General features: G+C 69.4%; 19 protein-coding genes and 1 pseudogene. 6 read left to right on the forward strand and 14 right to left on the reverse strand.

The genetic code is table 11. The features are described 5' to 3' along the window. Positions 1 to 307: 307 nt before the first annotated feature. Entirely contained in the window at positions 308 to 772 is a 465-nt protein-coding gene (locus tag QTN24_RS16775; protein WP_124686177.1) for a hemerythrin domain-containing protein, read from the forward strand. A 203-nt stretch (positions 773 to 975) separates the two neighbouring features. On the opposite strand, the gene QTN24_RS16780 is transcribed toward QTN24_RS16775, so the two are convergent. After that, positions 976 to 1,887 carry a manganese catalase family protein gene (locus QTN24_RS16780; protein ID WP_313838415.1) on the reverse strand — a complete coding sequence of 304 codons (912 nt, stop codon included), beginning with the start codon at positions 1,885 to 1,887 and terminating at the stop codon, positions 976 to 978. A gap of 275 nt (positions 1,888 to 2,162) precedes the next feature. Between QTN24_RS16780 and QTN24_RS16785 the strand changes: the two genes are divergently transcribed. Continuing rightward, positions 2,163 to 2,774: a ProQ/FinO family protein gene (locus QTN24_RS16785; RefSeq protein ID WP_313838416.1), complete on the forward strand. Its 612-nt coding sequence runs from the start codon at positions 2,163 to 2,165 to the stop codon at positions 2,772 to 2,774. A 158-nt stretch (positions 2,775 to 2,932) separates the two neighbouring features. On the opposite strand, the gene QTN24_RS16790 is transcribed toward QTN24_RS16785, so the two are convergent. The 4 genes from QTN24_RS16790 to QTN24_RS16805 all read right to left on the reverse strand — a co-directional run bounded on the left by QTN24_RS16790 (position 2,933) and on the right by QTN24_RS16805 (position 6,836). Continuing rightward, positions 2,933 to 3,757 carry an alpha/beta hydrolase gene (locus QTN24_RS16790; RefSeq protein ID WP_313838417.1) on the reverse strand — a complete coding sequence of 275 codons (825 nt, stop codon included), beginning with the start codon at positions 3,755 to 3,757 and terminating at the stop codon, positions 2,933 to 2,935. A 118-nt stretch (positions 3,758 to 3,875) separates the two neighbouring features. Beyond that, positions 3,876 to 4,130: a hypothetical protein gene (locus tag QTN24_RS16795; RefSeq protein ID WP_124686173.1), complete on the reverse strand. Its 255-nt coding sequence runs from the start codon at positions 4,128 to 4,130 to the stop codon at positions 3,876 to 3,878. 450 nt (positions 4,131 to 4,580) lie between these two features. Next, positions 4,581 to 5,576 (reverse strand): tripartite tricarboxylate transporter substrate binding protein, encoded by a 996-nt coding sequence (locus QTN24_RS16800; RefSeq protein ID WP_313838419.1) that lies wholly within the window; start codon positions 5,574 to 5,576, stop codon positions 4,581 to 4,583. A 45-nt stretch (positions 5,577 to 5,621) separates the two neighbouring features. Beyond that, entirely contained in the window at positions 5,622 to 6,836 is a 1,215-nt protein-coding gene (locus tag QTN24_RS16805; RefSeq protein ID WP_313838421.1) for a CoA transferase, read from the reverse strand. A gap of 96 nt (positions 6,837 to 6,932) precedes the next feature. On the opposite strand from QTN24_RS16805, the gene QTN24_RS16810 reads away from it, so the two are divergent. Beyond that, complete coding sequence (locus QTN24_RS16810) at positions 6,933 to 7,844, forward strand: LysR family transcriptional regulator (protein WP_313838422.1); 912 nt, start codon at positions 6,933 to 6,935, stop codon at positions 7,842 to 7,844. 96 nt (positions 7,845 to 7,940) lie between these two features. Further along, positions 7,941 to 8,567 (forward strand): MarR family transcriptional regulator, encoded by a 627-nt coding sequence (locus QTN24_RS16815; protein ID WP_313838423.1) that lies wholly within the window; start codon positions 7,941 to 7,943, stop codon positions 8,565 to 8,567. 25 nt (positions 8,568 to 8,592) lie between these two features. On the opposite strand, the gene QTN24_RS16820 is transcribed toward QTN24_RS16815, so the two are convergent. From QTN24_RS16820 to QTN24_RS16850, 7 genes are all read right to left on the reverse strand, one after another. After that, a complete protein-coding gene (locus tag QTN24_RS16820) occupies positions 8,593 to 9,681 on the reverse strand; it encodes a porin (RefSeq protein WP_313838524.1) in 1,089 nt (362 codons plus the stop codon). Between the two features lie 46 nt (positions 9,682 to 9,727). Next, positions 9,728 to 10,867, reverse strand: coding sequence for an amidohydrolase family protein (locus tag QTN24_RS16825; RefSeq protein ID WP_313838424.1), 1,140 nt, complete (start codon positions 10,865 to 10,867; stop codon positions 9,728 to 9,730). Between the two features lie 151 nt (positions 10,868 to 11,018). Further along, positions 11,019 to 11,888, reverse strand: coding sequence for a fumarylacetoacetate hydrolase family protein (locus tag QTN24_RS16830; RefSeq protein WP_313838425.1), 870 nt, complete (start codon positions 11,886 to 11,888; stop codon positions 11,019 to 11,021). A 49-nt stretch (positions 11,889 to 11,937) separates the two neighbouring features. Beyond that, positions 11,938 to 13,215, reverse strand: coding sequence for an MFS transporter (locus tag QTN24_RS16835; protein WP_313838427.1), 1,278 nt, complete (start codon positions 13,213 to 13,215; stop codon positions 11,938 to 11,940). A 51-nt stretch (positions 13,216 to 13,266) separates the two neighbouring features. After that, entirely contained in the window at positions 13,267 to 13,782 is a 516-nt protein-coding gene (locus QTN24_RS16840) for a flavin reductase family protein (protein ID WP_313838429.1), read from the reverse strand. Further along, a complete protein-coding gene (locus QTN24_RS16845) occupies positions 13,779 to 14,693 on the reverse strand; it encodes a VOC family protein (RefSeq protein WP_313838431.1) in 915 nt (304 codons plus the stop codon). Before QTN24_RS16845 ends, QTN24_RS16840 begins: the two co-directional genes overlap by 4 nt. A gap of 11 nt (positions 14,694 to 14,704) precedes the next feature. After that, positions 14,705 to 15,955: an acyl-CoA dehydrogenase family protein gene (locus QTN24_RS16850; protein ID WP_313838432.1), complete on the reverse strand. Its 1,251-nt coding sequence runs from the start codon at positions 15,953 to 15,955 to the stop codon at positions 14,705 to 14,707. A gap of 113 nt (positions 15,956 to 16,068) precedes the next feature. On the opposite strand from QTN24_RS16850, the gene QTN24_RS16855 reads away from it, so the two are divergent. After that, positions 16,069 to 17,085 (forward strand): amidohydrolase family protein, encoded by a 1,017-nt coding sequence (locus QTN24_RS16855; protein WP_313838433.1) that lies wholly within the window; start codon positions 16,069 to 16,071, stop codon positions 17,083 to 17,085. A gap of 32 nt (positions 17,086 to 17,117) precedes the next feature. Here QTN24_RS16855 and QTN24_RS16860 read toward each other — a convergent pair whose 3' ends face one another. Together QTN24_RS16860 and QTN24_RS16865 are read right to left on the reverse strand one after the other, a co-directional pair. Then, positions 17,118 to 18,578 (reverse strand): aldehyde dehydrogenase family protein, encoded by a 1,461-nt coding sequence (locus QTN24_RS16860; protein WP_313838435.1) that lies wholly within the window; start codon positions 18,576 to 18,578, stop codon positions 17,118 to 17,120. Between the two features lie 156 nt (positions 18,579 to 18,734). Then, a pseudogene (locus QTN24_RS16865) lies at positions 18,735 to 19,025 on the reverse strand (LysR family transcriptional regulator); the annotation flags it as partial. 178 nt (positions 19,026 to 19,203) lie between these two features. On the opposite strand from QTN24_RS16865, the gene QTN24_RS16870 reads away from it, so the two are divergent. Further along, positions 19,204 to 20,709 carry a M81 family metallopeptidase gene (locus QTN24_RS16870; RefSeq protein ID WP_313838437.1) on the forward strand — a complete coding sequence of 502 codons (1,506 nt, stop codon included), beginning with the start codon at positions 19,204 to 19,206 and terminating at the stop codon, positions 20,707 to 20,709. Positions 20,710 to 20,716: the final 7 nt, after the last annotated feature.

The following is a 20,716-nucleotide window of genomic DNA, read 5'->3' on the forward strand; positions in this document are numbered from 1 at the left end:
GCGGGTCCACAGAACCGGGCGAGTTTACCGGAATCCCGGCCCGCCCAACATGACAAACACCTTACTTTTGCGGCCGTGGCCGTGCCTTGGCGCAGGTCACCCGGCTGGCATTCTTTCAATGCGTGGCGTTTATCGCCACCGGCTTGACAAGCGGCCGGCGCGCGCCGTGGCGCACGGTCCGCACCAGCGGGCCCATCGCGCGCCATGCGGCGCTGGAATGCGATTTGCTATCCCGTAGGAAGGGGCGGTCCCGCGCGCCGGGCCCCCGCCCTGCCAGACCAAGACCAACCCCACAGCACGAGACATCATGGACAAATCCAAAGTACCCGTGGAGCAGCGCGCCGCGCTCTCCCTGCTGGTGGACGACCACCGCGCCGTCAAGAAGCTGTTCAAGGCGTTCCAGGATGCCAAGGACGATGCCACGAAGCAGTCGATTGCCGCCGAGACCTGCCAGATGCTGAAGGTGCACGCGCAGATCGAGGAAGAGATCTTCTACCCGGCGCTGCGTGGCGCCAGCGACAAGATCGACGACATGCTGGACGAGGCCCAGGTGGAGCACGCCGTGGCCAAGGACCTGGTGGCCAAGGTGGAGGCGGGCGACAAGGAAATGCTGGAAGCCCACTACACGGTGCTGTCCGAATACGTGGGGCACCACGTCGAGGAAGAGGAAGGCGAGCTGTTCCCGGCCGTGATCCGCGCCAAGGTGGACCTGCGCGAGGTGGCCGAGCAACTGGAAGCCCGCAAGACCGAACTGATGGGCCAGCCGGCCTGATCACCTGATCCCCCGCGATCGCCCGCCGGCTCCGGCCGGTCGCCAGCGCCCATCGGCGCTGGCTTCGCTTTGGCCCGCCGTATCCGCTCAGATCAGCCCGGCCAGCGCGCAGAGCCCGGCCACGTTGACCAGCAGGCCGGACAGCAGCCGCAGCGGATGGCGGCGCCAGCAGCGCCGGGCCGCCATCGTCACGCAGCCGTCGTTCACGTCTTGCTCGCGGCCATGTCCTGGCCGGTGCCATCGACATCGCCCTCGGCTTTGCCCAGGTCGACGCCGGTCTCGGGATCGCTGTCGACGTCAGACTGGCCGCGCGTGGCAAACGCTTCGAGCGCCGATAGCTGGTCGGCTGGCATCGACACGCTGGCCGACCCGTCGCCCCCGTCCACCGCCGGCGGCGGGTCTTCGACGAATTCGAACGTACTGTCGGCATTCCACGGGCCGCGCAGCGTCTCGGCACCCTGCGACATCTTGAAATAGACGCTGGCGAACTTGGGGTCGGCCGGCGCCTTTCCGGGCGGGAAGCTCGGGGTGATCGAGTACAGCGCCTTTTCGAACGACTTCTGGTGCGATACCTCGCGCGTCATCAGGAAGCCCAGCGCCTCCTGCACGCCGGGGTCGTCGGTGACGTTCATCAGCCGTTCGTAGATGATCTTGGCGCGCGCCTCGGCCGCGATGTTCGAGCGCAGGTCCGCCGTGGGCTCGCCGATCGAATCGATGTACGCGGCCGTCCACGGCACGCCCGCCGAGTTGATCAGCGCGGGCCCGCCGCCGTAGAGCAGCTGCGTGACGTGGCTGTCGTTGCCGGCGCCCTGCAGGGACCGGTACAGCTCCGCCTCCTGCTGCACGCCTTCGGCCAGGTCGCCCTTGGCGCCACGGTTCAGCATGGCGATGATCGAGCCGATGACCTCCAGGTGGCTCAGTTCCTCGGTGGCGATATCGAGCAGCATGTCCTTGCGCCCCGGGTCTTCCTCGGCCAGCGCCTGCGTGAAGTAGCGGCACGCGGCCGCGAGTTCGCCCTGCGGGCCGCCGAACTGTTCGAGCAGCAGGTTGGCCAGGCCCGGGTCGGGTTGCGAGACGCGGACGGTGTATTGCAGACGCTTGTTGTGCACGAACATGGGAGACCCCTCCAGAGTGCGATGGTGAAAGCCCTGTCTTCAGGACGCGCTTACCTCCGCAACGACCATGCCACTGCGGCGCGTGGGGTCCGCCGTGCCCATGCCCCCGCCGTTCGCACCGATGCGGCCGGCGCCGGTGTAATCGAGAAGTGGAGGTTTTTCCGACCGATGCCGCCGCACGCGCGCGGCAGGCCGCACGTTCGGTTCCGGCGCCGGTTCGGGCCGTGCAGGGCGCGGCTGATATAATCCCGCGACGTTTTATTGGGCTTGACGAAATGGGCTTCGAACAACTGGCAGCACTCAAGGCAAAACTCGCCGAACAGGCAAAGAAGGAGGCACGGGAAAAGCAGCCCCGCGCCCCCCGGCGTCCCGCGCCCGCTGCCAAGGCCAAGCCCCCGGCAGAGGGCAAGGCCGCTACGGCCAAGCCGAAGGCCGAGGCACCGGTCGATCCGGTGGTGCGCACCTTCGGCAAGCTGCAGAAGCGCTTTCCGCTGGCATTCCCGAAGAATCCCGCGCCCAAGGTGCCGCTCAAGGTCGGCATCTTCGAGGACCTGATGACGCATGCCGAGCAACTGGGCCTGACCGAGGCCGAGCTGCGCGATGCGATCCGCACGTGGTGCCGGGGCGGCCGCTACTGGGCCTGCCTGACCGAAGGCGCGCCGCGCGTGGACCTGGCGGGCGAGCCCGCCGGCGAAGTGACCGCCGCCGATGCGCGGCGTGGCCGCCAGTTGCTGGCCGGCCGTTCGCGCCAGGGCCAGGCACGCGCCAAGAAGCCCGCCCAGCCGGCCCAGCCGGCCGAACAGGCAGCGGCGGGCGACGCGGCCCCACCCGCTGCATCGGCACCGCAGGAACCTGCGGCGCCCACGCCGGCACCGACCGGCGAATGACCGACAGCCCGGCGCACCCCGCGCCGGGTTTTTTGTTGCAGCCTTGCTCCCTCCCGCCACGTTCTGACATCAGCGGCCGCTCGCGCCGCCCATGCTGCCGCCACCGCCGTTGACAGCCGGGCACGCCCCGGGGGCGGACCGGCGTGCCCGCGCCGGGGTCAACCGCGGATGAACGCCAGCAGGTCGGCGTTGATGACGTCCGCGTGCGTGGTCGGCATGCCGTGCGGGAAGCCCTTGTACGTCTTCAGCGTGCCCTGGCGCAGCAGCTTGGCCGACAGCGGCCCGGAGTCGGCGTACGGCACGATCTGGTCGTCATCGCCATGCATGACCAGCGTCGGCACGCCAATCTTCTTCAGGTCTTCCGTGAAATCGGTCTGCGAGAACGCGACGATGCCGTCGTAGTGCGCCTTGGCGCCGCCCTGCATGCCCTGGCGCCACCAGTTGGCGATCACGCCTTCCTGCGCCTTCGCGCCGGGCCGGTTGTAGCCGTAGAACGGGCCTTCCGGGATGTCACGGTAGAACTGCGCGCGGTTGTTGGCCACCTGCGCCTGGAAGCCGTCGAACACCTCCTTCGGCAGCCCGCCCGGGTTGGCTTCGGTCTTGACCATCAGCGGCGGCACGGCGGCAATCAGCACCGCCTTGGCCACCCGGCTCTCGCCGTGGCGGGCCAGGTAGCGCACCACCTCGCCGCCGCCGGTGGAATGGCCGACGTGGATGGCGTTCTTCAGGTCCAGATGTGCGGTCACCGCCGCCAGGTCGTCGGCATAGTGATCCATGTCGTGGCCGTCGGCGGTCTGCGTGGAGCGGCCGTGGCCGCGCCGGTCGTGGGCGATCACGCGGAAGCCCTGGTTCAGGAAGAACATCATCTGCGCGTCCCAGTCGTCCGCACTCAGCGGCCAGCCGTGCGAGAAGACGATGGGCTGGCCGCTGCCCCAGTCCTTGTAGAAGATGTCGACGCCATCCTTGGTCCTGACGGTTTGCATGCTTTCCTCCCTGTGAATGCCCGGCGCGCGGCCGGGGCTTGCGTTGGCGGCCCCCTGGAAGACGGCATCGTCCCATCGCGGGGTGGGAGGGGTGAAGTGAAAGTTTTCTGCGTCGAGATTAGTCTTGTCGCAATGCCGCGCCGGGCGGCTCCCAGGGCTGCCGCGCGCGGTCCGCGGCGGCGCGGGTCCAGCGCAGCGCGCGCAGGCTGTGCTGCATCGTATGCAACACCCGCAGGGCCAGCGCGGTGTCGCCGGCGTCGCGCCGGCAGGCCCGGATCAGGGCGATCTGGCGCCGGATCCGCGTGCGGGTCTCGGCGATCTGGATGGCCTGGGGATCGTCAGCCCAGGCCCGGGGTTCTGTGGGGATAGTCAAGTCCTCTCCTGCCGGGCGGACCGCATGACAGGGAGGGCACCAGATGCCTAACGTAGAGGCCATGGAAGAGCGTCTGCCGCAGCGCAATTTCTACCGCCCGAAGCTTCCGCAACGCGTCATGCGTGTCCACGAGGTACCGCAGTACCTCCATCGCCATTTCGGGGCGATGCGTATCGCTGCGCGCGGCTCTGATGAGGCGGATCTGCGCTCTGATCCGGCCCCGAGTCTGGTCAATCGCGCGGTCCAAAGCGGCGATCCGGTCGTCGATGCAGTCAATGACGTAGGAATACATGGCAGGCATCTTTATTCCGCCCCCCATAGACGCAAGCTTCGGGCCACCGGCGCATGGCGGCGCCGGCGGTCTTGCCAGGGCGGTTGCCCTGTTGTAGCGGACGCGGCCGGAGATGGCAGGGTGCGAAAGGCTGCCTTATCGGACAGGCACGCCAGCCATCAATTGGCGCTGATGTTCTTTTCCTTGACGATGGCGCTCCAGCGGTCGTAGTCCTTGTTCAGGCGCGCCTGCATCTGCTTGCCGTCCTGGAACGAGGCGATGGCGCCCGCCGTCACCAGCTTCTGCTGCAGCTCCTTGTCGCTGCCGATGATGCTGCGCGTCTCGCTGGCGATGCGGTCCACGATGGCCTGCGGCGTGTCCAGCGGCGCGATCAGGCCGCCCCACGAGTCGAAGTCGAAGCCCGGGAAGCCCTGCTCTGACACCGTCTTCACGTTCGGCAGCAGCACGCGCGCGTTGGGCGAGCTCAGCGCGATGGCCTTGAGCTTGCCGGCGCGGATGTGCGGCAGCGCGGCCACCACGTCGGCGAACATGATGCCCACCTGGCCGCCCAGCAGGTCGGCCACGGCCGGCGCGCTGCCCCGGTACGGCACGTGCAACATGTCGAAGTGGCCCAGGTCCTTGAGCTGCTCCATCGCCAGGTGGCCAAAGCTGCCCGTGCCCGAGCTGGTGTAGCTCAGCGGCGTCTTGCTGGCCTTGGCAAAGCGGATCAGGTCGGGCAGCGTTTCCACGCCCGGCACCACCTGCGGGTTGATGACGATGGCCATCGGCAGCACGTAGACCGTGGCCACCGACAGGAAATCCTTCTTCACGTCGTAGGCGTTGGTCTTGTACATCAGCGGCGCCAGCAGCGCCGGCATGCCGAACATCGACAGGTTGTAGCCGTCGGGCGGGCTCTTGATGAAGCTGGCCGTGCCGATGGAACCCGACGCGCCCGGCTTGTTCTCGATGATCACCTGCTGGCCCAGGCGCTCGGACAGCTTCTGGGCCACGATGCGCGCGGCCGTGTCGGTGGGGCCGCCGGCCGGAAAGGCCACCACCATCTTGATGAACTTGTCGGGCCAGCCGGTCTTGGCCATCGCGGCGGGCAGCAGGGCGGCCAGCGATGCGGCGGCGCCCGCCTTGAGCACGCGGCGGCGGTTCAGCAGATGGGTCATGGTTTGTCTCCTCGGGAATGAAATGCAGGTCTTGCCTGGATGTGGTCAGATCACGCCGCGCGCGTGCAGGCCCGCGATGGCGGCGTCGTCGAGCGCCAGCCGTTCGCGGAACACCTCGTGCGTGTGCTGGCCCATGTGCGGCGGCGGCAGGCGCACGGGCATGCGCTGGCCGTCCATCGCGTACGGCGGCGCCAGCACGGCCTGCGGGCCGGCCTCGCTGTCGTCGAAGCGATGGAGCAGGCCCGCCTGCGCGGTGCGTTCGGACTGCAGCGCGTCGAGCATGCCCAGCACCTCGCCACACGGAATCTGCGCCGCGGTCAGCCGCTGCAGCAGATCGGCCCGGCTGAACGTGCGCAGCGCGGCGCGAATCTCGGCCAGCAGCGTGTCGCGATGCGCGGAGCGCGCCGTGTTGGTGGCAAAGCGTTCGTCCTCGGCCCATTCGGGGCGGCCGATCACGTCGCGGCAGAAGCGCTGGAACTGGCCATTGTTGCCCACGGTGATGACCAGCGGGCCGTCGGCCGCCTCGAACACGCCGTAGGGCACGATCGACGGATGGGCGTTGCCGAACTTGGGCGGGTCGCCCTGCTTGAGCAGCGCTTCCATGCCGTAGTAGGACGTGATCATGAGCCCGCAGTCGTACAGGGCCATCTGCACGTGCCGGCCCCGACCGGTGGACTGGCGCGCGTACAGCGCGGCCAGGATGGCCTGCGCCGCGTACATGCCCGTGAACATGTCGACGGCGGCCACGCCGAACTTGAGCGGCCCCTGGCCGGCCTCGCCGTTGGTCGCCATCACGCCGGCCTCGCCCTGCACCACGAGGTCGTAGCCGGGGCGCTCCGCCTCGGGCGTGAAGCGGGCATAGCCGGAGATCGAGCAGTAGACCAGGCGGGGGTTCAGCGCGGCGAGCTGGTCGTAGCCCAGCCCGAGCTTTTCGGCGCCGCCAACCTTGAAGTTCTGGATCACCACGTCGCTCTGGGCCGCCAGTTGGCGAGCCAGCGCCGCGCCCTCCTCGCTTTGCAGGTCGAGCGTGACGGACCGCTTGTTGCGGTTGGCGCTGTTGAAATACGACGTATTGCGCGTGCCGATGCGCACGCCCCAGTCGCGGGTATCGTCGCCGCGCGACGGATGCTCCACCTTGACGACATCGGCGCCCAGGTCGGCCAGCGCCATCGCGCACATCGGGCCGGCCAGCACGCGCGAAAGGTCCAGCACGCGCAAGCCGGCCAGCGGCAGCGGCGCTGCTTTCTGTTCTTGTTGCATGGTTCAACGTCTCCTATGGACGCCGATTGTCCATATGTTCCATATGCTTGACAATTGCAACCGAAACTGACGACATATGAAAACCTGGAGTTGACAATGGACTTGGGCGCGCTGTCGCTGCTGGTGGACATCATCGACGCCGGCAACCTGAGCCGGGCGGCCGTGCAGCTGGGCATGAGCCGGGCCAACGTGAGCAAGCGGCTGAACCAGTTCGAGCGGCAACTGGGCGCCGAACTGCTGCGCCGCAGTACGCGGCAACTGGAGCCGACGGAGCTGGGCTGGCAGCTCTACGAGCATGGCCGGGCAATCCGGCACGAGTTGCTGGCGGCCCAGGAATCGGTCCAGAGCCTGGGCAAGCGGCTCAGCGGCACGGTGCGGCTGAGCGTGCCGAGCGGGTTCGGCCAGCACACGATGTCGGCGTGGTTTGTCGAATTCATGCGGCTGTATCCGGCCATCACGCTGAACGTGATTTTCGACAACGACATCGACGACCTGGTCAAGGGTGCCGTCGACTTCGCCGTGCGCGTCATGGGCGAGGCGCCGTCCAACGCGGTCTCGCACAGCCTGGGCGACGTGGAATACGTGGCCTGCGCCACGCCGCAACTGGTGCGCGAAACCGGCATGCCGCACACGCTCGACCAGTTCAAGGACCTGCCGCTGATCACGTCCGAACTGACCGGCCAGAAGCTGCTGGTGGCCGGGCGCGCCGGCACGGCGGGCGGCCAGGCCCAGATCCGGCCCCGGCTGATGTCGGCCAACTTCTTCTTCCTGCGCGACACGATCCTGCAAGGGCTGGGCGTGGGCCTGGTGCCCCGCTACATGGTCGACCGCGACCTCGCGGCCGGCACGCTGCTGCAACTGCCGCTGCCGCCCCAAGACCTGGCCTTCCTGCGCACGACGATGTACCTGCTCTACATGCCCGCGCGCTACCAGACCCGGGCGGTGACCACGCTGATTGCGTTCCTGCGGGCCTGCGCGGCCCGCTCGACGAACCTGGGGGCGGGCTGAGGGACGGGCGCCCCGCAGCCTTTCCGCCTGCAAAGCGGTTGTTTAAGCTATCATCTGGCCCACGCGCCCCAAACCTTGCCTGAACCGTTCCCTTCCATGCCGAAGTCCACCTCCACGCCGCGCGCGAACGGGTCCGTCCCCGCCGCGGCGACCAAGTCACCGGTCCGGCCGGGCCGCGCCGGGATGCAGCCGCTGCCGGCCGAACGTCCCGACCACGACCTGGACCACTCCGTCGGCTACCTGCTCAATCGCGCCGCCAGCATCATCGCCGCGCGGTTCAGCGACGACCTGAAGCCGCACAACATCAACCTGCAGGCGTGGCGGGTGCTGGCCGCGCTGCGCCACGAGGACCACCAGACGCTGTCCGACCTGGCCAGCCACACCGGCGCGGAAATCTCGTACCTGTCCCGCGCGGTGGCGGCGCTGGAGGAGCGCGGCTTCCTGCGGCGCGACGTGTCGGCGACGGACAAGCGCAACATCCACCTGTCCCTGACGCCCGCCGGCGGCGCCATCGTCGCCGAACTGGCGCCGCGCGCCTGGGAGATCGAGCGCGCGTCGATGTCCGGCGTGTCGCCCGAGGAACTGGCCGCCACGCTCAAGACGCTGCGGGCCATCTTCACCAACCTCGTCGACGGCTGCCAGAGCGCCACGGGCGTCAACCGCAAGCTGACCGTGGCGCGCCGGGTGCGGCGCAAGGCGGCGCAGGACGATCCGGACACCTGACCGCCTGACCGCCCGCCGGCCGCGTTCAGAAGATGTGCTTGACGCCGAGCATCGCCCCGAGCTGCGTGCCGCCGGGCGACGCACTGGCGCCCGGATTGCTGCTCACCGACTGGGCCAGTTGCCCGCCGTTGTCGATGAACCCGGCCGTGGCGTAGACGGCCGTGCGCTTCGAGAAGTTGTACGTGCCGCGCACCGCGTAGAGCCATGCCTTGTTGGCGCTGTTGTGATAACGCTGGTGATAGACCTGCCCGGCCACCGTGAACGCCGGCGTCAGGTCGTACGAGCCGCCGAGCCAGAACAGGTCGCTGCGCGGCGCGGGGTTGCCGTCGTTGTCATGCCGCAGCCAGCCCGCCCCGGCCTTCACGCGATCGAACAGCGTATAGGCGCTCAGCGACAGCCGGTCGTCCTTGCGGCCGCTGCTGGTAAGGCCGCCAAACGCGCCCGGGCCGCCGCGCCACGAATCGTAGGCCGCCGCCACGCCGAAGTGCGGCGTCTCGTACATCAGCAGCGCCGACCACTCGCGGCAGGCCCGCTTGTCGGCGGGATTCTCGCCCGCGCAGTTGTTGCTGGACGGACTGGGCGCGGCCACCGCCGCGTCGCGGCCGAAGCTGTAGGTGGCGCCCACCGTCAGCCCGCCGAACTTGCCCTTGTACGAGATGGCGTTGTCCGCGCGCGAGTTCGGGATCGTCGGATCGAGCGCGCCGGACCCGAACGTGTTCGGCCCCAGGATGTCCGCGTCGAGCGTGGCCCAGAACATCATCGTGTACTGGCGCCCGAACGCGACCTGGCCCCAGTCTCCCGACAGCCCCACCCACGCTTGCCGGCCGAACAGGCGGTTGCCGAAATTGGCCGCGCCGGTATCAGGCGCGAAGCCCGATTCCAGCACGAACTGCGATTTCAGGCCGCCGCCCAGGTCTTCCACGCCGCGCAGCCCCCAGCGCGACGGCACCGAGGCGGACAGGTTAGGCATGCGCACCACGGTGCCCTGCGTCGGGCCGGCGTGGTTGACCATCTCCACGCCCGTATCGACCACGCCGTACAGCGTCACGGACTGCGCGCCCGCCAGCGCCGGCAGCGCCGCCGCGCAGCCCAGCGCCAGGTGTTTCAGTTTGATTGTCATGGGTCTCCTCCGTCTTTTTTATGAGAATTGGGTGGCCGGGCTAGCTCGCCTGCGCCGTCCCCAGCCGCGCACCCTGGCTGGCCACCCGCGCCAGCAGCCGCGCCGCGTTGCCGCCTTCCACCGCGCGCAGCTCCTCGGCGCTGAAGCCCACATCCCGCAGCCCGGCAAACGTCGCCTGCGTGCCGGTTTCCGGGACAAACGGAAAATCGGTACCCAGGACGATGTTGGCCGGCGTGACCAGCTTGCGCAGCGCCGCCATCGAGATCGGGTTCGCGGCAATCGCGGTGTCGTAGTACAGCCGCTTGAGCAGCGGCATCACGCCCTCTGGCACCTGGCGGGCCAGCGTCTTGTCCAGCGAGCCCAGGATCGCCATGCGCGTGGCCAGGTAAGGCACCGTGCCGCCGGCGTGCGAGAAGATGAAGCGGATGTCCGGGCAGCAGCTGAACACGCCAGAGAACATCAGGCTGGACACGGCGCGCGTGGTGTCATGCGGGAACTCGATCAGCGAATCGGGCTGCTCCGGCAGCAGGCCGCGATGGCACTGGCAGGACGTGGGATGCACGTAGACCACGGCCTTGCGGCGGTTCAGTTCCGCAAAAACCGGCGCGAAATCGGCGTGCCCCAGGTACTTGTCGCCATAGTTGGTCATCAGGCCGATGCCGTCGGCCTTCAGCACGTCGAACGCATGGGTGATCTCGGCCATGGCCGCGCGCACGTCGGGCAACGGCAGCGCGCTGAACGTGCCGAAGCGCGACGGGTGGTCGCTGACCATCTGCGCGGCGAACTCGTTGCAGGCGCGCGTGAGCTGGCGCGTCCTGGCCATGTCGGGCATCCACAGCGGCGGCGCCGAGACCACGGCGGTGGTGATGCCCTGCCGGTCCATCAGGCCCAGCGAATCGGCCACCTTCCACTGCGGCGCCACGCGGTTCGGGGCCGGCGCGCCGATGGCGTCCTCGCCCATGGTCTGGCGGAAGACCGGCGGCAGGATGTGATGGTGGACGTCGATACGCTGGACGCTCGCCATGCCGTCCTGCGGCTGCGGCTGTGGTTGCGACTGCGCACGCGCGGGTACGGCCTGGCTGGCCAGCAGGCCGCCCAGCATCGCGCCGATCCGGCGGCGCATCGGGCTGGCCGGACGACCGGCCTGACAGGGGTCCACGACTTCGTTCTTGGTTTGCATAGGCGTCATCAAAGTGAGGTGGGACAGCCGGTGTGCCGTGGCGCCGGGCAACAGGCCGCCCTGCCCGCGCGGCGGCGGACATGGCGGGCCGGCCTGGTGGCGACGGCGCTGGGTACTGGGGTGCTGCGGGGCTACTCCCGCGGGGGGCGGGTCAGGTGGGTTCGGCCACCACGCGGTTCTCGATGTGGCCGATGCCGTCGATCTCGGCGCGCATGACGTCGCCCACCTTGAGGTAGGACGGCGGGTCCATCGCCACGCCCACGCCGGACGGCGTGCCGGTGGCCAGCAGGTCGCCGGGCTCCAGCGTGAATGCCTTCGACAGATGCACCACCTGGTCGTAGATGTCGTGGATCATCGCGCCGGTCACGTCGTCCTGGCGCAGTTCGCCGTTGACCCACATCCGCAGGCGCAGCGCGTGGGGGTCGCCCAGTTCGTCGGGGGTGACGATCCACGGGCCGATCGGGCCGCACGTGTCGAACGACTTGCCGATGGTCATCGTCTGCGACGCCAGTTGCCAGTCGCGCACGGACACGTCGTTGCAGACCATGTAGCCGGCGATGACCGACGGGGCGTCCTCGCGGCTCACATGCCGGCAGCGGGTGCCGATGACCGCGCACAGTTCCACCTCGTAGTCGAGCTGCGCCGAGACCACCGGCATGTGCACGTCGCCGAACGGGTCGTTGATGCACGACACCTGCTTGTTGAACCAGACCTGCACGGGCGGCGTATGGACGCCAACCTTGGCCGCCTCCGCCACGTGCTTGCGGTAGTTCATGCCGATGGCCAGGTATTTCGACGGCTTGGGCACCGGCGCCAGCAGCGTCACCGCCGACAGCGGCGCGGTAAAGCCGCCGCGCACGGCGCGGGCGCGGGCGCGGTCCAGCGCGGCAGGGCCGGCTTCGAGCAGTTCCTGCATGGTGTCGGGCAGGGCCGGATCGTTGCGCGGCAGGTCGATCACGAGGTCGCCCTCGACCTTGCCGATGGACGTATTGCCGTTGTGGAGATAGGTAACGAGCTTCATGGTGTGGCGATGCGTTGAGTCAGGGATGGGAAAGCGTGGGGAGCGGGCACTAGGCCACCGTCGCGCGCGAGGCGTCGTCCTGGCCGGCCGGGCGCGGCGCGCCCTGCACCGGGAACGGGTACTGGCGTGGCAGGCGCAGCAGCATCAGCGCCGCGCAGGCCAGCACCGCGACAAAGGCGAGCAGCGCCGGACGGTAGGACCCGGCCAGGTCGTAGGTGGCCCCCATCACGAACGGCCCCAGGCCGGTGCCGACCGTGAAGGCCGCGAACAGGTAGCCGTAGATCTGGCCGAACGCGCGCAGGCCGAAGTAGCGGCTCTGCAGGTAGGCGATCAGGTCCACCTCGGCGCCCATGCCGATGCCCACCAGCACCGCGCCCACCGTGGTCAGCGCCACGTCGCTGCTGCCCAGCAGCGTCAGCACGCCCAGCGCCGGCAGCAGCACGAACGCGATGGCGACATGGGGGCCGAAGAAACGGTCCAGCAGATAGCCGCACAGCAGGCGGCCGACGATCAGCGACGCGCCAATGCCCGAGAACACCGTCACGGCCTGGCTGGACGGGATGCCCCGGTCGGTCAGCAGCGGCACCAGATGGACGATGGTGCCGTTGGCGACGATCGGGATGCACAGGAAGACCACCGCCATGACCCAGAAGTCCTTGTGGCGCAGCGCATCGCGCGCGGCCAGCCCCGGCAGTTGCCGCACCCGCGCCGCCACGTTGCCGGCGTCGACGGATACGTCGCGGACCAGCAGCGCCACGGCGGGAAACGCGATGCAAAACACCGTCACACCCACCGCGACAAAGGCCCCGCGCCAGCCGAAGTGGTCCAGGTAGGACTGCGTCAGGCGCGGCACCAGCGCCGCGCCCAGGCCCACGCCGGTCATGGCGATGCCCATGGCCAGGCCGCGCTGGCGGTCGAAGGCCGCCGCAATCGCCTTGGCGTACGGCAGCGGCGCCTGGCCGGCGCTGAACAAACCCATCAGCGCGAACATCGCCAGGAACGCGGCCGGCACCGGCGGCGCCAGCGACATGGCCGCGATGGCCAGCGAGAACAGCGTGATGGCCGCGAGCGTGACCGGCTTGATGCCGCGGGCGTCAATCAGCTCGCCGGCCACCGGCGTGGCGATGGCCGCGAAGATCGAGCCCAGCATCACGGCGGCGGACAGCACGCTGCGGTTCCAGCCGAACTCGGCCATGATCGGCTTCATCAGCACCGAGGCCGAGAACTGCAGCACGGTGACGTTGCCGACGATCAGCCCGAGGACCGAGCCGATGACGATCCACCAGTGGCCGCGAAACAGTTGCGTGGGACGGTTGGGGGCGTGCACGTTTGTCTCCAGATTGTCTTGTCTTATGGTGTATGGCGGCGGGCCGCGCCGCTAGGTCTGCAGCACGGGTTCGCGCGCCATGAACTTGCCGGCGTGGAACAGCAGCGGCGTCTGCGCGCCGTAGCCGAACCGTTCCACCTGTCCCAGCATCATCACGTGGTCGCCGAACGGCACCACCGTGGTGGTGCGGCATTCGAAGCACGCCAGCGCGCCGTCCAGCAGCGGCACGTCGCCCAGGCCGGGGCGCACCCCATCGCCCAGGATGGCGAACTTGTCAGGCGCCGGCCGCGCGAAATGCGACGCCAGGTGCTGCTGCTCGGCCGTCAGCACGTGCACGGCGAAGTACTCGGACTCCGAAAACGCCTGCAGGCTCGGCGCGCGGTCGCTCAGGTACCACGCCACCAGCGGCGGGTCCAGCGACACGGAGCAGAACGAGTTGATCGTCAGCGCCGCGCGCTGGCCGTCGGCGGTGCGCGTGGTCACCACGCAGACGCCGGTGGCGAACCGTCCCAGCGCGTTGCGCAGGTCCCGGCTGTCGATGGACGGGGTGATGATGTCGGCGCTCATGGGCGGGCCTCCTCGGTAGCGGGCACGGCATTGGCGCCGGCGCCGGTAAAGCAGCGCGGGTCGCGGGTCGAGCCCCAGTAATCCAGCGACAGCGGCGACGGCTCGATGCGGCGCGGCGCGCGCGGAAAGGTCTCCGGGAACGCTTCCATGCCGAAGCTGTATTCCATCGTCAGGCCGTCCGGGTCCAGGAAGTACAGGAAGACGCTGTCCGACGCCGGATGCCGGCCCGGCCCGAACACCACGTCGGAGCCGGCCGCCTTCAGCCGCGTGAGCGCCCGGCCGATGTCGTCGATCTCGGTCACCATGTAGTTGACGTGGTGCAGGCAGCGCCGCTCGAAGCGGGCGATGCCGATGCCATGGTGATACGGGTTGGGCCAGCAGCGCATGAACGTGATGACATCGCCCACCGAATCCGATTCGCGGAAGTTCAGCACGTCGCGCCAGAACGCCACGGCGCGGGCCGCATCGGGCGTGTTGAAGACCACGTGGCCCAGGCGCTGGATGCGCGTCACCGTGGGCGCGAACGGCCGGGCCGAGTCCGGCGCCGGCACGTAGAACTCCAGCATGGCACCCACCAGCGGCTCGAACACGCGGATGGCGCGCGCCTGCGCCCGCGCGGCACAGGTGTCGGCCGGCACGTGTTCCACCGGCAGGCCGGCCGCGTCCAGGCGCTCCAGCAGCGGCGCGAACTGCGCGGCGTCCTGCAGCATGAAGCCCGCGCAGCGCAGCCCGGCCGCCTTGCCGGGATACAGCACGAGGCTGTGGTGATCGTGGTCGCAGCGCAGCCGGATCTCGCCTTCGCTGCCGGTATCCACGTACTGCAGGCCCACCACGTCCTCGTAGAAGCGGCGCGAGCGCTGCGGATCGGTCACGTTGAGCTCGATGCGGCCCAGTTTCTGGTGTCGGATCATGGCGCGCCCCTTCAGTACTGCCCGCGCGGCGGCAGGCCCATCCGCATCTGCCCGTACATGCTCGATACGGCATGCCAGTTGACGCTGATATGGTGCGCCACCGCGTTGATGTCGCGCCATGCGCGCTGCACGGCGTTATCGAGCTGGATGCCGGTGCCGCCCACCACGTCGTACAGCTCGTTGATCGCTTCCACGCAGAGCTGCACGGCATAGGCGTGGCCGCGCCGCAGCGTGATGCGCTGGGCGGCACTGAGCTTGGTGCCGGCGGCAACGAGGTCCGTGGCCAGTTGCAGGTCGCGTTGCAGGATCAGTTGCGCCGCGTCCGCCGCCGCTTCGCCGCGCGCCACGGCGGCCTGCACGTGGCCGAACTGGGCGATCGACTGCCCGCCGCCCGCAAACGCCCCGCGCGTGGCCCGCGCGGCGACGCTGTCGACGAATGCATCGAGCGCGCCGCGCAGCGCCGCCACCGCCGGGTTGGCCAGCAGCGGCGGGAAGCCGCTCAGGAACGGCAGCCGGTAGATCGCCGACGCGTGCAGGGCGGCGCCGGGGCCCTCCTGCTCCAGCACGTCGGCAAAGGCCACGGTGCGGTGTTCCGGCACGAAGACCGGTTCTTCGATGGCGATGTCCTTGCTGCCCGTGCCGGCCAGCCCCACCGTATGCCACGTATCGACGATCTGGTACTGGCCCTTGGGCACCAGCAGGAACAGCGGCCGCGGCGGCTGGCCCTCGCCCTGCGCCACCATCGCGCCGAGCGACATCCACTGGGCGTTGTCGCAGTTGCTGCCAAAGCTCCAGCGGCCGTGCAGGCGGAAGCCGCCGGCCACCGCTTCCGCCTTGCCGGTGGGGGCGATGCACGACGCGATCAGCGCGTCGGGCGATGCGCCCCACACGTCCTGCTGCGCTTCGCCCGGGAACATGCCCAGCACCCACGACGCTGCGGCGCTCAGGCCGTAGCACCATCCGGTGGAGGCGCAGCCCTGGCCCAGTTCGAACGCCAGGCGGCGCAGCACGTCGAGCCCGAGTTCGTGGCCGCCGAAGCGCTTGGGCTGCACCGCCCGGTACAGGCCCGCGGCAATCAGTTGATCGGTCACCTCGGCCGACACGCGGCGGTCGAGTTCGGTCTGGCGGGCGCGCTCCGCGATGATCGGGCGAAGCCTGGCGACGGCCTCCATCAGCTTGGCCTGCACGGCGGTGTCGGCAATCGCTGCCGGTGCCGGTGCCGATGCCGTGGGGCGATCCAGTACGTCTTGGGGTGTGGCCATCGAACGAGTCTCCTAAATTGTTGCAAAAGCAACCTATCCGTGCTCGAATTAAAGCGCGTGACAGTTGCTTTTGCAACCGTTAGAAGCACACTTCCCTATCAGGAGATACCCCAATGAACCCCCTGCCCGCCCGCTGCGGATGCATCGACGTCCACACCCACGTCATCCCGGCCGAGTTTCCGCGCTACATCGGCCAGCACGCCAACGTGCCGTGGCCGTCGATGCGCGACGCGCAGCCGTGCCACCGGCACGTCGTGATTTCCGGCGAGATCTATCGCACGGTGCCGCATCACGCCTGGGACACCGCCGCGCGGCTGGCCGACATGGACGCCACCGACGTCGCCCATCAGGTGCTGTCCCCGATGCCGGAACTACTGTCGTACTGGATGGATGGCGAGGATGCGGGCGTGCTGTCGCGCTACCTCAACGAGACGCTGGCCGGCATGGTGGCGCGCGCGCCCGACCGGTTCAGCGCGCTGGGTGCGGCGCCGCTGCAGGACATGGACCGCGCCATCGCGGAGCTCGACCATGCGGTGGGCACGCTGGGACTGGCGGGCATCGAGGTGGGCAGCAACGTGTTGGGCGTGCCGATTGGCGATCCGCGCTTCTGGCCGTTCTTTGAAGCGGCGCAGGCGTGCAACGCGGCGATCTTCGTGCATCCGCTGCGCCCGGCCGGCATGGACCGGCTGGTGGGCCCGCCCGCGCTGGAGCAGATCGTCGCGTTCCCCGGCGAGATCGGGCTGGCGGCGGCGTCGCTGATCACGGGCGGGCTGCTGGCGCGCTTTCCGAAGCTGCGGATCGCGCTGAGCCACGGCGGCGGCTCCATCCAGGCGCTGGTGCCGCGCATGCAGTTCGCGTGGGAAAAACAGCCCGCCTTGCGCGACGCCATCGCCACGGCCCCGGTCGACGCCGCGCGCGCGCTGTACTACGACGACCTGCTCTACAGCCCGCAGGCCATCCGTGCGCTGGTGGAACTGGTGGGCGAGACACGCGTGATGATCGGCACCGACTACCCGTTCGCCATCATGGACGCAGACCCGGCGGCGCGAATCGCGTCGCTGGGCCTGCCGGACCCCGTGGTGCAGCAACTGCGCTGGAAAAACGCGGCGGCGTGGCTGGGGCGCATCTAGCCCGCCGCCCCGGAGGCACCGGGCGTGGTGCCTCAGTGGTGATGCGGGATGAAGTCCTGCGTGATCTGCTTGTACTCCAGGAAGTCCTCCACCGACGCCAGGCCGCCCAGGCGGCCCAGCCCGCTCGACTTGAAACCGCCCTCTTCCATCTCCACGGCCAGATTGGCCCAGCTGTTGATCGACACCAGGCCGGCCTGCAGGCGCCGCGCCACACGGATCGGCCGGTCCACGTCGCGGCTCCACACACATGCGCTGAGCCCGTAGTCGCTGTCGTTGGCCAGCGCGATGGCTTCCGCCTCGGTATCGAACACCTGCAGCGTCTGCACCGGGCCGAACGTTTCCTCGCGGGCGATCGGCAGGCTTTGGTCGGCGATTTCCAGCAGCGTCGGCCGATAGAACGCGCCGCCCGCCAGCGCGGGGTCCAGCGCCGGGCCGCCGCGCACGATGGGCCGGGCGCCGGCCGCGATGGCCGCTTCCACCAAGCCATTCACGCGCGCCACGGCCGCCTTGTCGATCAGCGGCCCCATCTGGCTCGTCGCCTCGCGGGCCGGGCCCACGCGCACTGCCTCCAGCCGCTGCGCCAGGCCGGCGCGCACGGCATCGACGATGCCACGCTGCACGAGAATCCGGCTGCCGGTCATGCAGAACTGGCCGGCGAACACCGTGGACGACTTTTCCAGCACGGGCAGCACGGCGGCCAGATCGGCATCGTCGAAGATCAGGTGCGGCGTCTTGCCGCCGAGTTCCAGCCCCACGCGCTTGAGCCGGTCGGCGGCCGCGCGGGCAATGGCGCGGCCCGTGGCGGTGCTGCCGGTAAAGCTGACGACCGGCACCTGCGGCGAATCCACCAGCAGGCGCGCCCCGTCGGCACCCGACTCGGTCACGATATTGACCACGCCCTTCGGCAGTTCCGGCACGCTGGCGACGATGTTGGCCAGCAGCGCCGCGGTCTGCGCGGCCTGGTGCGGCATCTTGACCACCGCCGTGCAGCCAGCGGCCAGTGCCGGCGCCAGCGCGCGGATGCAGAGATAGGCGGGCGAATTCCACGGAATGATGAGCCCGGCCACGCCCACCGGCTCGCGGATGGACATGCTCTGCTGGCCCGGCCGGCTTTCCACCACGCGCCCGAAGTTGTGCATCGCCAGCCCCGCCACGAAGCGCAGCGCGCGCGGAATCAGCGACGCCTCGAAGGTGGCTTCCGCGCGCAGCTTGCCGTTCTCCGCGCACAGCATGTCCACCACCTCCTGCTGCCGGCGGGCGAACGCATCGGCCAGATGCCCCAGCGCCGTGGCCCGCAGGTAGGCGTCATCGCGCCAGTGGCCCGCCGCAAACGCCTCCGCCGCCGCGTCGATCGCCAACTGCATCGTGGCCGCCGTCGCATCGTGGAAATACCCGATCACCTGCCCGGTGGCCGGGTCGATGCTCTCCTTGCACTGCCCCTCCGCCAGCCATTCGCCACGGATCCAATGCATTGCCTCTGCCTTCGTGCTCATGTCGCCTCCTGTTGTCGGTGAATTCTGGTTGTGGATACAACCAACACAACTGCGGCGCATTGAAGCATATATCGGTTGCTTTTACAACCTAATAGCGGGCGAGGAAGGGGACGGCGGCGGACGGCTCGTCACCGCTTCCGGCGCGCTGGCGCTTTGGCGCCGCCGCCCGTGCTGCAGACCGCGCAGTGCCTGCATGCGGTCCTCGAACCGTTCCTGCTGGGCGCGGCAGCCGCGCCAGTACTCCAGCAGGTGCAGCGCCGCCTCGGTGGGCTGCACGCCGCGCGCGTGGCGGTCGAACAGCGGCGCACCCACCTCTTCCTCCAGCAGCCGGATCTGGCGCGTGATGACCGACGGCGACGTGTTGATGCTGTCCGCCGCGCCGCGGATCGACCCGTGCGTCAGCACTTCATGGAAATAGCGCAGCCGGCGCTGGTTCAGTTCGCGCATGTTGTTCCCATGTTCGCGTGTTGCCCAATGGGCAACGATAGCCGACTTCGGTTGCTCTTGCTCTGTCCCGCCATCTGCCCGACTATTGCCCCACACCAAGAAAAAAACCGCATCCCCGCGCCCGAAGGCAGCGTTGCTGCCGCCTGACCTTTTCTACCGACACCCCATGGAGCAAGACTTGGCAACACGGATCCTGATCGCCGGGTTTCAGCACGAGACCAACACGTTCGCGCCGTCCAAGGCCGGCTATGCGAACTTCGAGCGCGGCGAGGGCTTCCCGGCGATGGCGCGCGGCGAAGACGTACTGAAGCTGGCCGACGTCAACATCCCGGCCGGCGGATTCATCCAGGCGGCCCGCCGCCATGACTGGACGCTGCTGCCCGTGATCTGGGCCGGTGCCAGCCCGTCGGCCCACGTCACCGAGGACGCCTTCGAGCGCATTGCCGGCGAGATCGTCGCGGCCGCGCGCGCGGGCGGCTTCGATGCCATCTACCTGGACCTGCACGGCGCCATGGTCGCCGAGCACACCGACGATGGCGAAGGCACACTGCTGGCGCGCCTGCGCGACGTCGTGGGCCCGGCGGTTCCGATCGTGGCGTCGCTGGACCTGCACGCCAACGTCACGCGCGCCATGCTGGACGCGGCGGACGCGCTGGTCGCGTATCGCACCTACCCCCATGTGGACATGGACCAGACCGGCGCGCGTGCGGCGGAACTGCTGCATCGGCTGCTGGACGGCCAGACGCGCTGGCACCGCGCTGCGCGCCGCCTGCCCTTCCTGATTCCGATCAACGGCATGTGCACGATGCTGGAGCCCGCGTGCGGCATGTACGCCGAGATCGATGCGCGCGAGCGCGATGGCGTGGTGTCGCTATCGTTCGCGCCGGGCTTTCCGGCGGCCGATTTTCCCGAATGCGGGCCGGTGATCTGGGGCTATGGCGAAACCGCCGAGGCGGCCGAGGCCGCCGTACAGGCGCTGCATGACCGGATGCTGGCCGAGGAAGCCGCTTGGCAGGTGCCGTTCCTCTCGCCCGACGAGGCCGTGCTGCAGGCCATGGCGCTGGCCAAGGGCGCGACAAAGCCGGTGGTCATCGCCGACACGCAGGACAACCCGGGCGCGGGCGGCGATTCGAACACCACGGGCATGCTGCGCGCGCTGCTGCGCCACGGCGCGCAGGGCGCGGCTATCGGCCTGATCTGGGACCCGGCCGTGGCCGCCACCGCGCATGCGGCGGGCGTGGGCGCGGTCATCGACGTTGCACTGGGCGGGGTCTCGGGCGTGCCGGGCGACGCGCCGCTGCAGGCCAGCTTCGAGGTGCTGGGCCTGTCCGACGGCGTCTGCCGCTTTGGCGGGCCGATGATGCACGGCATGCTGGCCGACGTCGGCCCGGTGGCGCTGCTGGGCATCGGCGGCGTCAAGGTCGTGGTCAGCGGTGGCAAGGCGCAGATGCTGGACCGCAACCTGTATCGCGTTGCCGGCGTGGAGCCGGAGGCGATGAAGATCCTCGTCAACAAGAGTTCGGTGCATTTCCGCGCGGATTTCCAGGGCATCGCGCAGGCGGTGCTGGTGGCCAAGGCGCCCGGCCCGATGACGGCCGACCCGGCGGACCTGCCGTGGACGCGGCTGGCGCCGGGCATTCGCCTGAAGCCGATGGGCCAGCCGTTCGTACCGCAGCAGGCGTAGCCCGGGC

The sequence above is a fragment of the Cupriavidus sp. SZY C1 genome (assembly GCF_032190535.1).
Lineage (GTDB): Bacteria > Pseudomonadota > Gammaproteobacteria > Burkholderiales > Burkholderiaceae > Cupriavidus > Cupriavidus pauculus_C.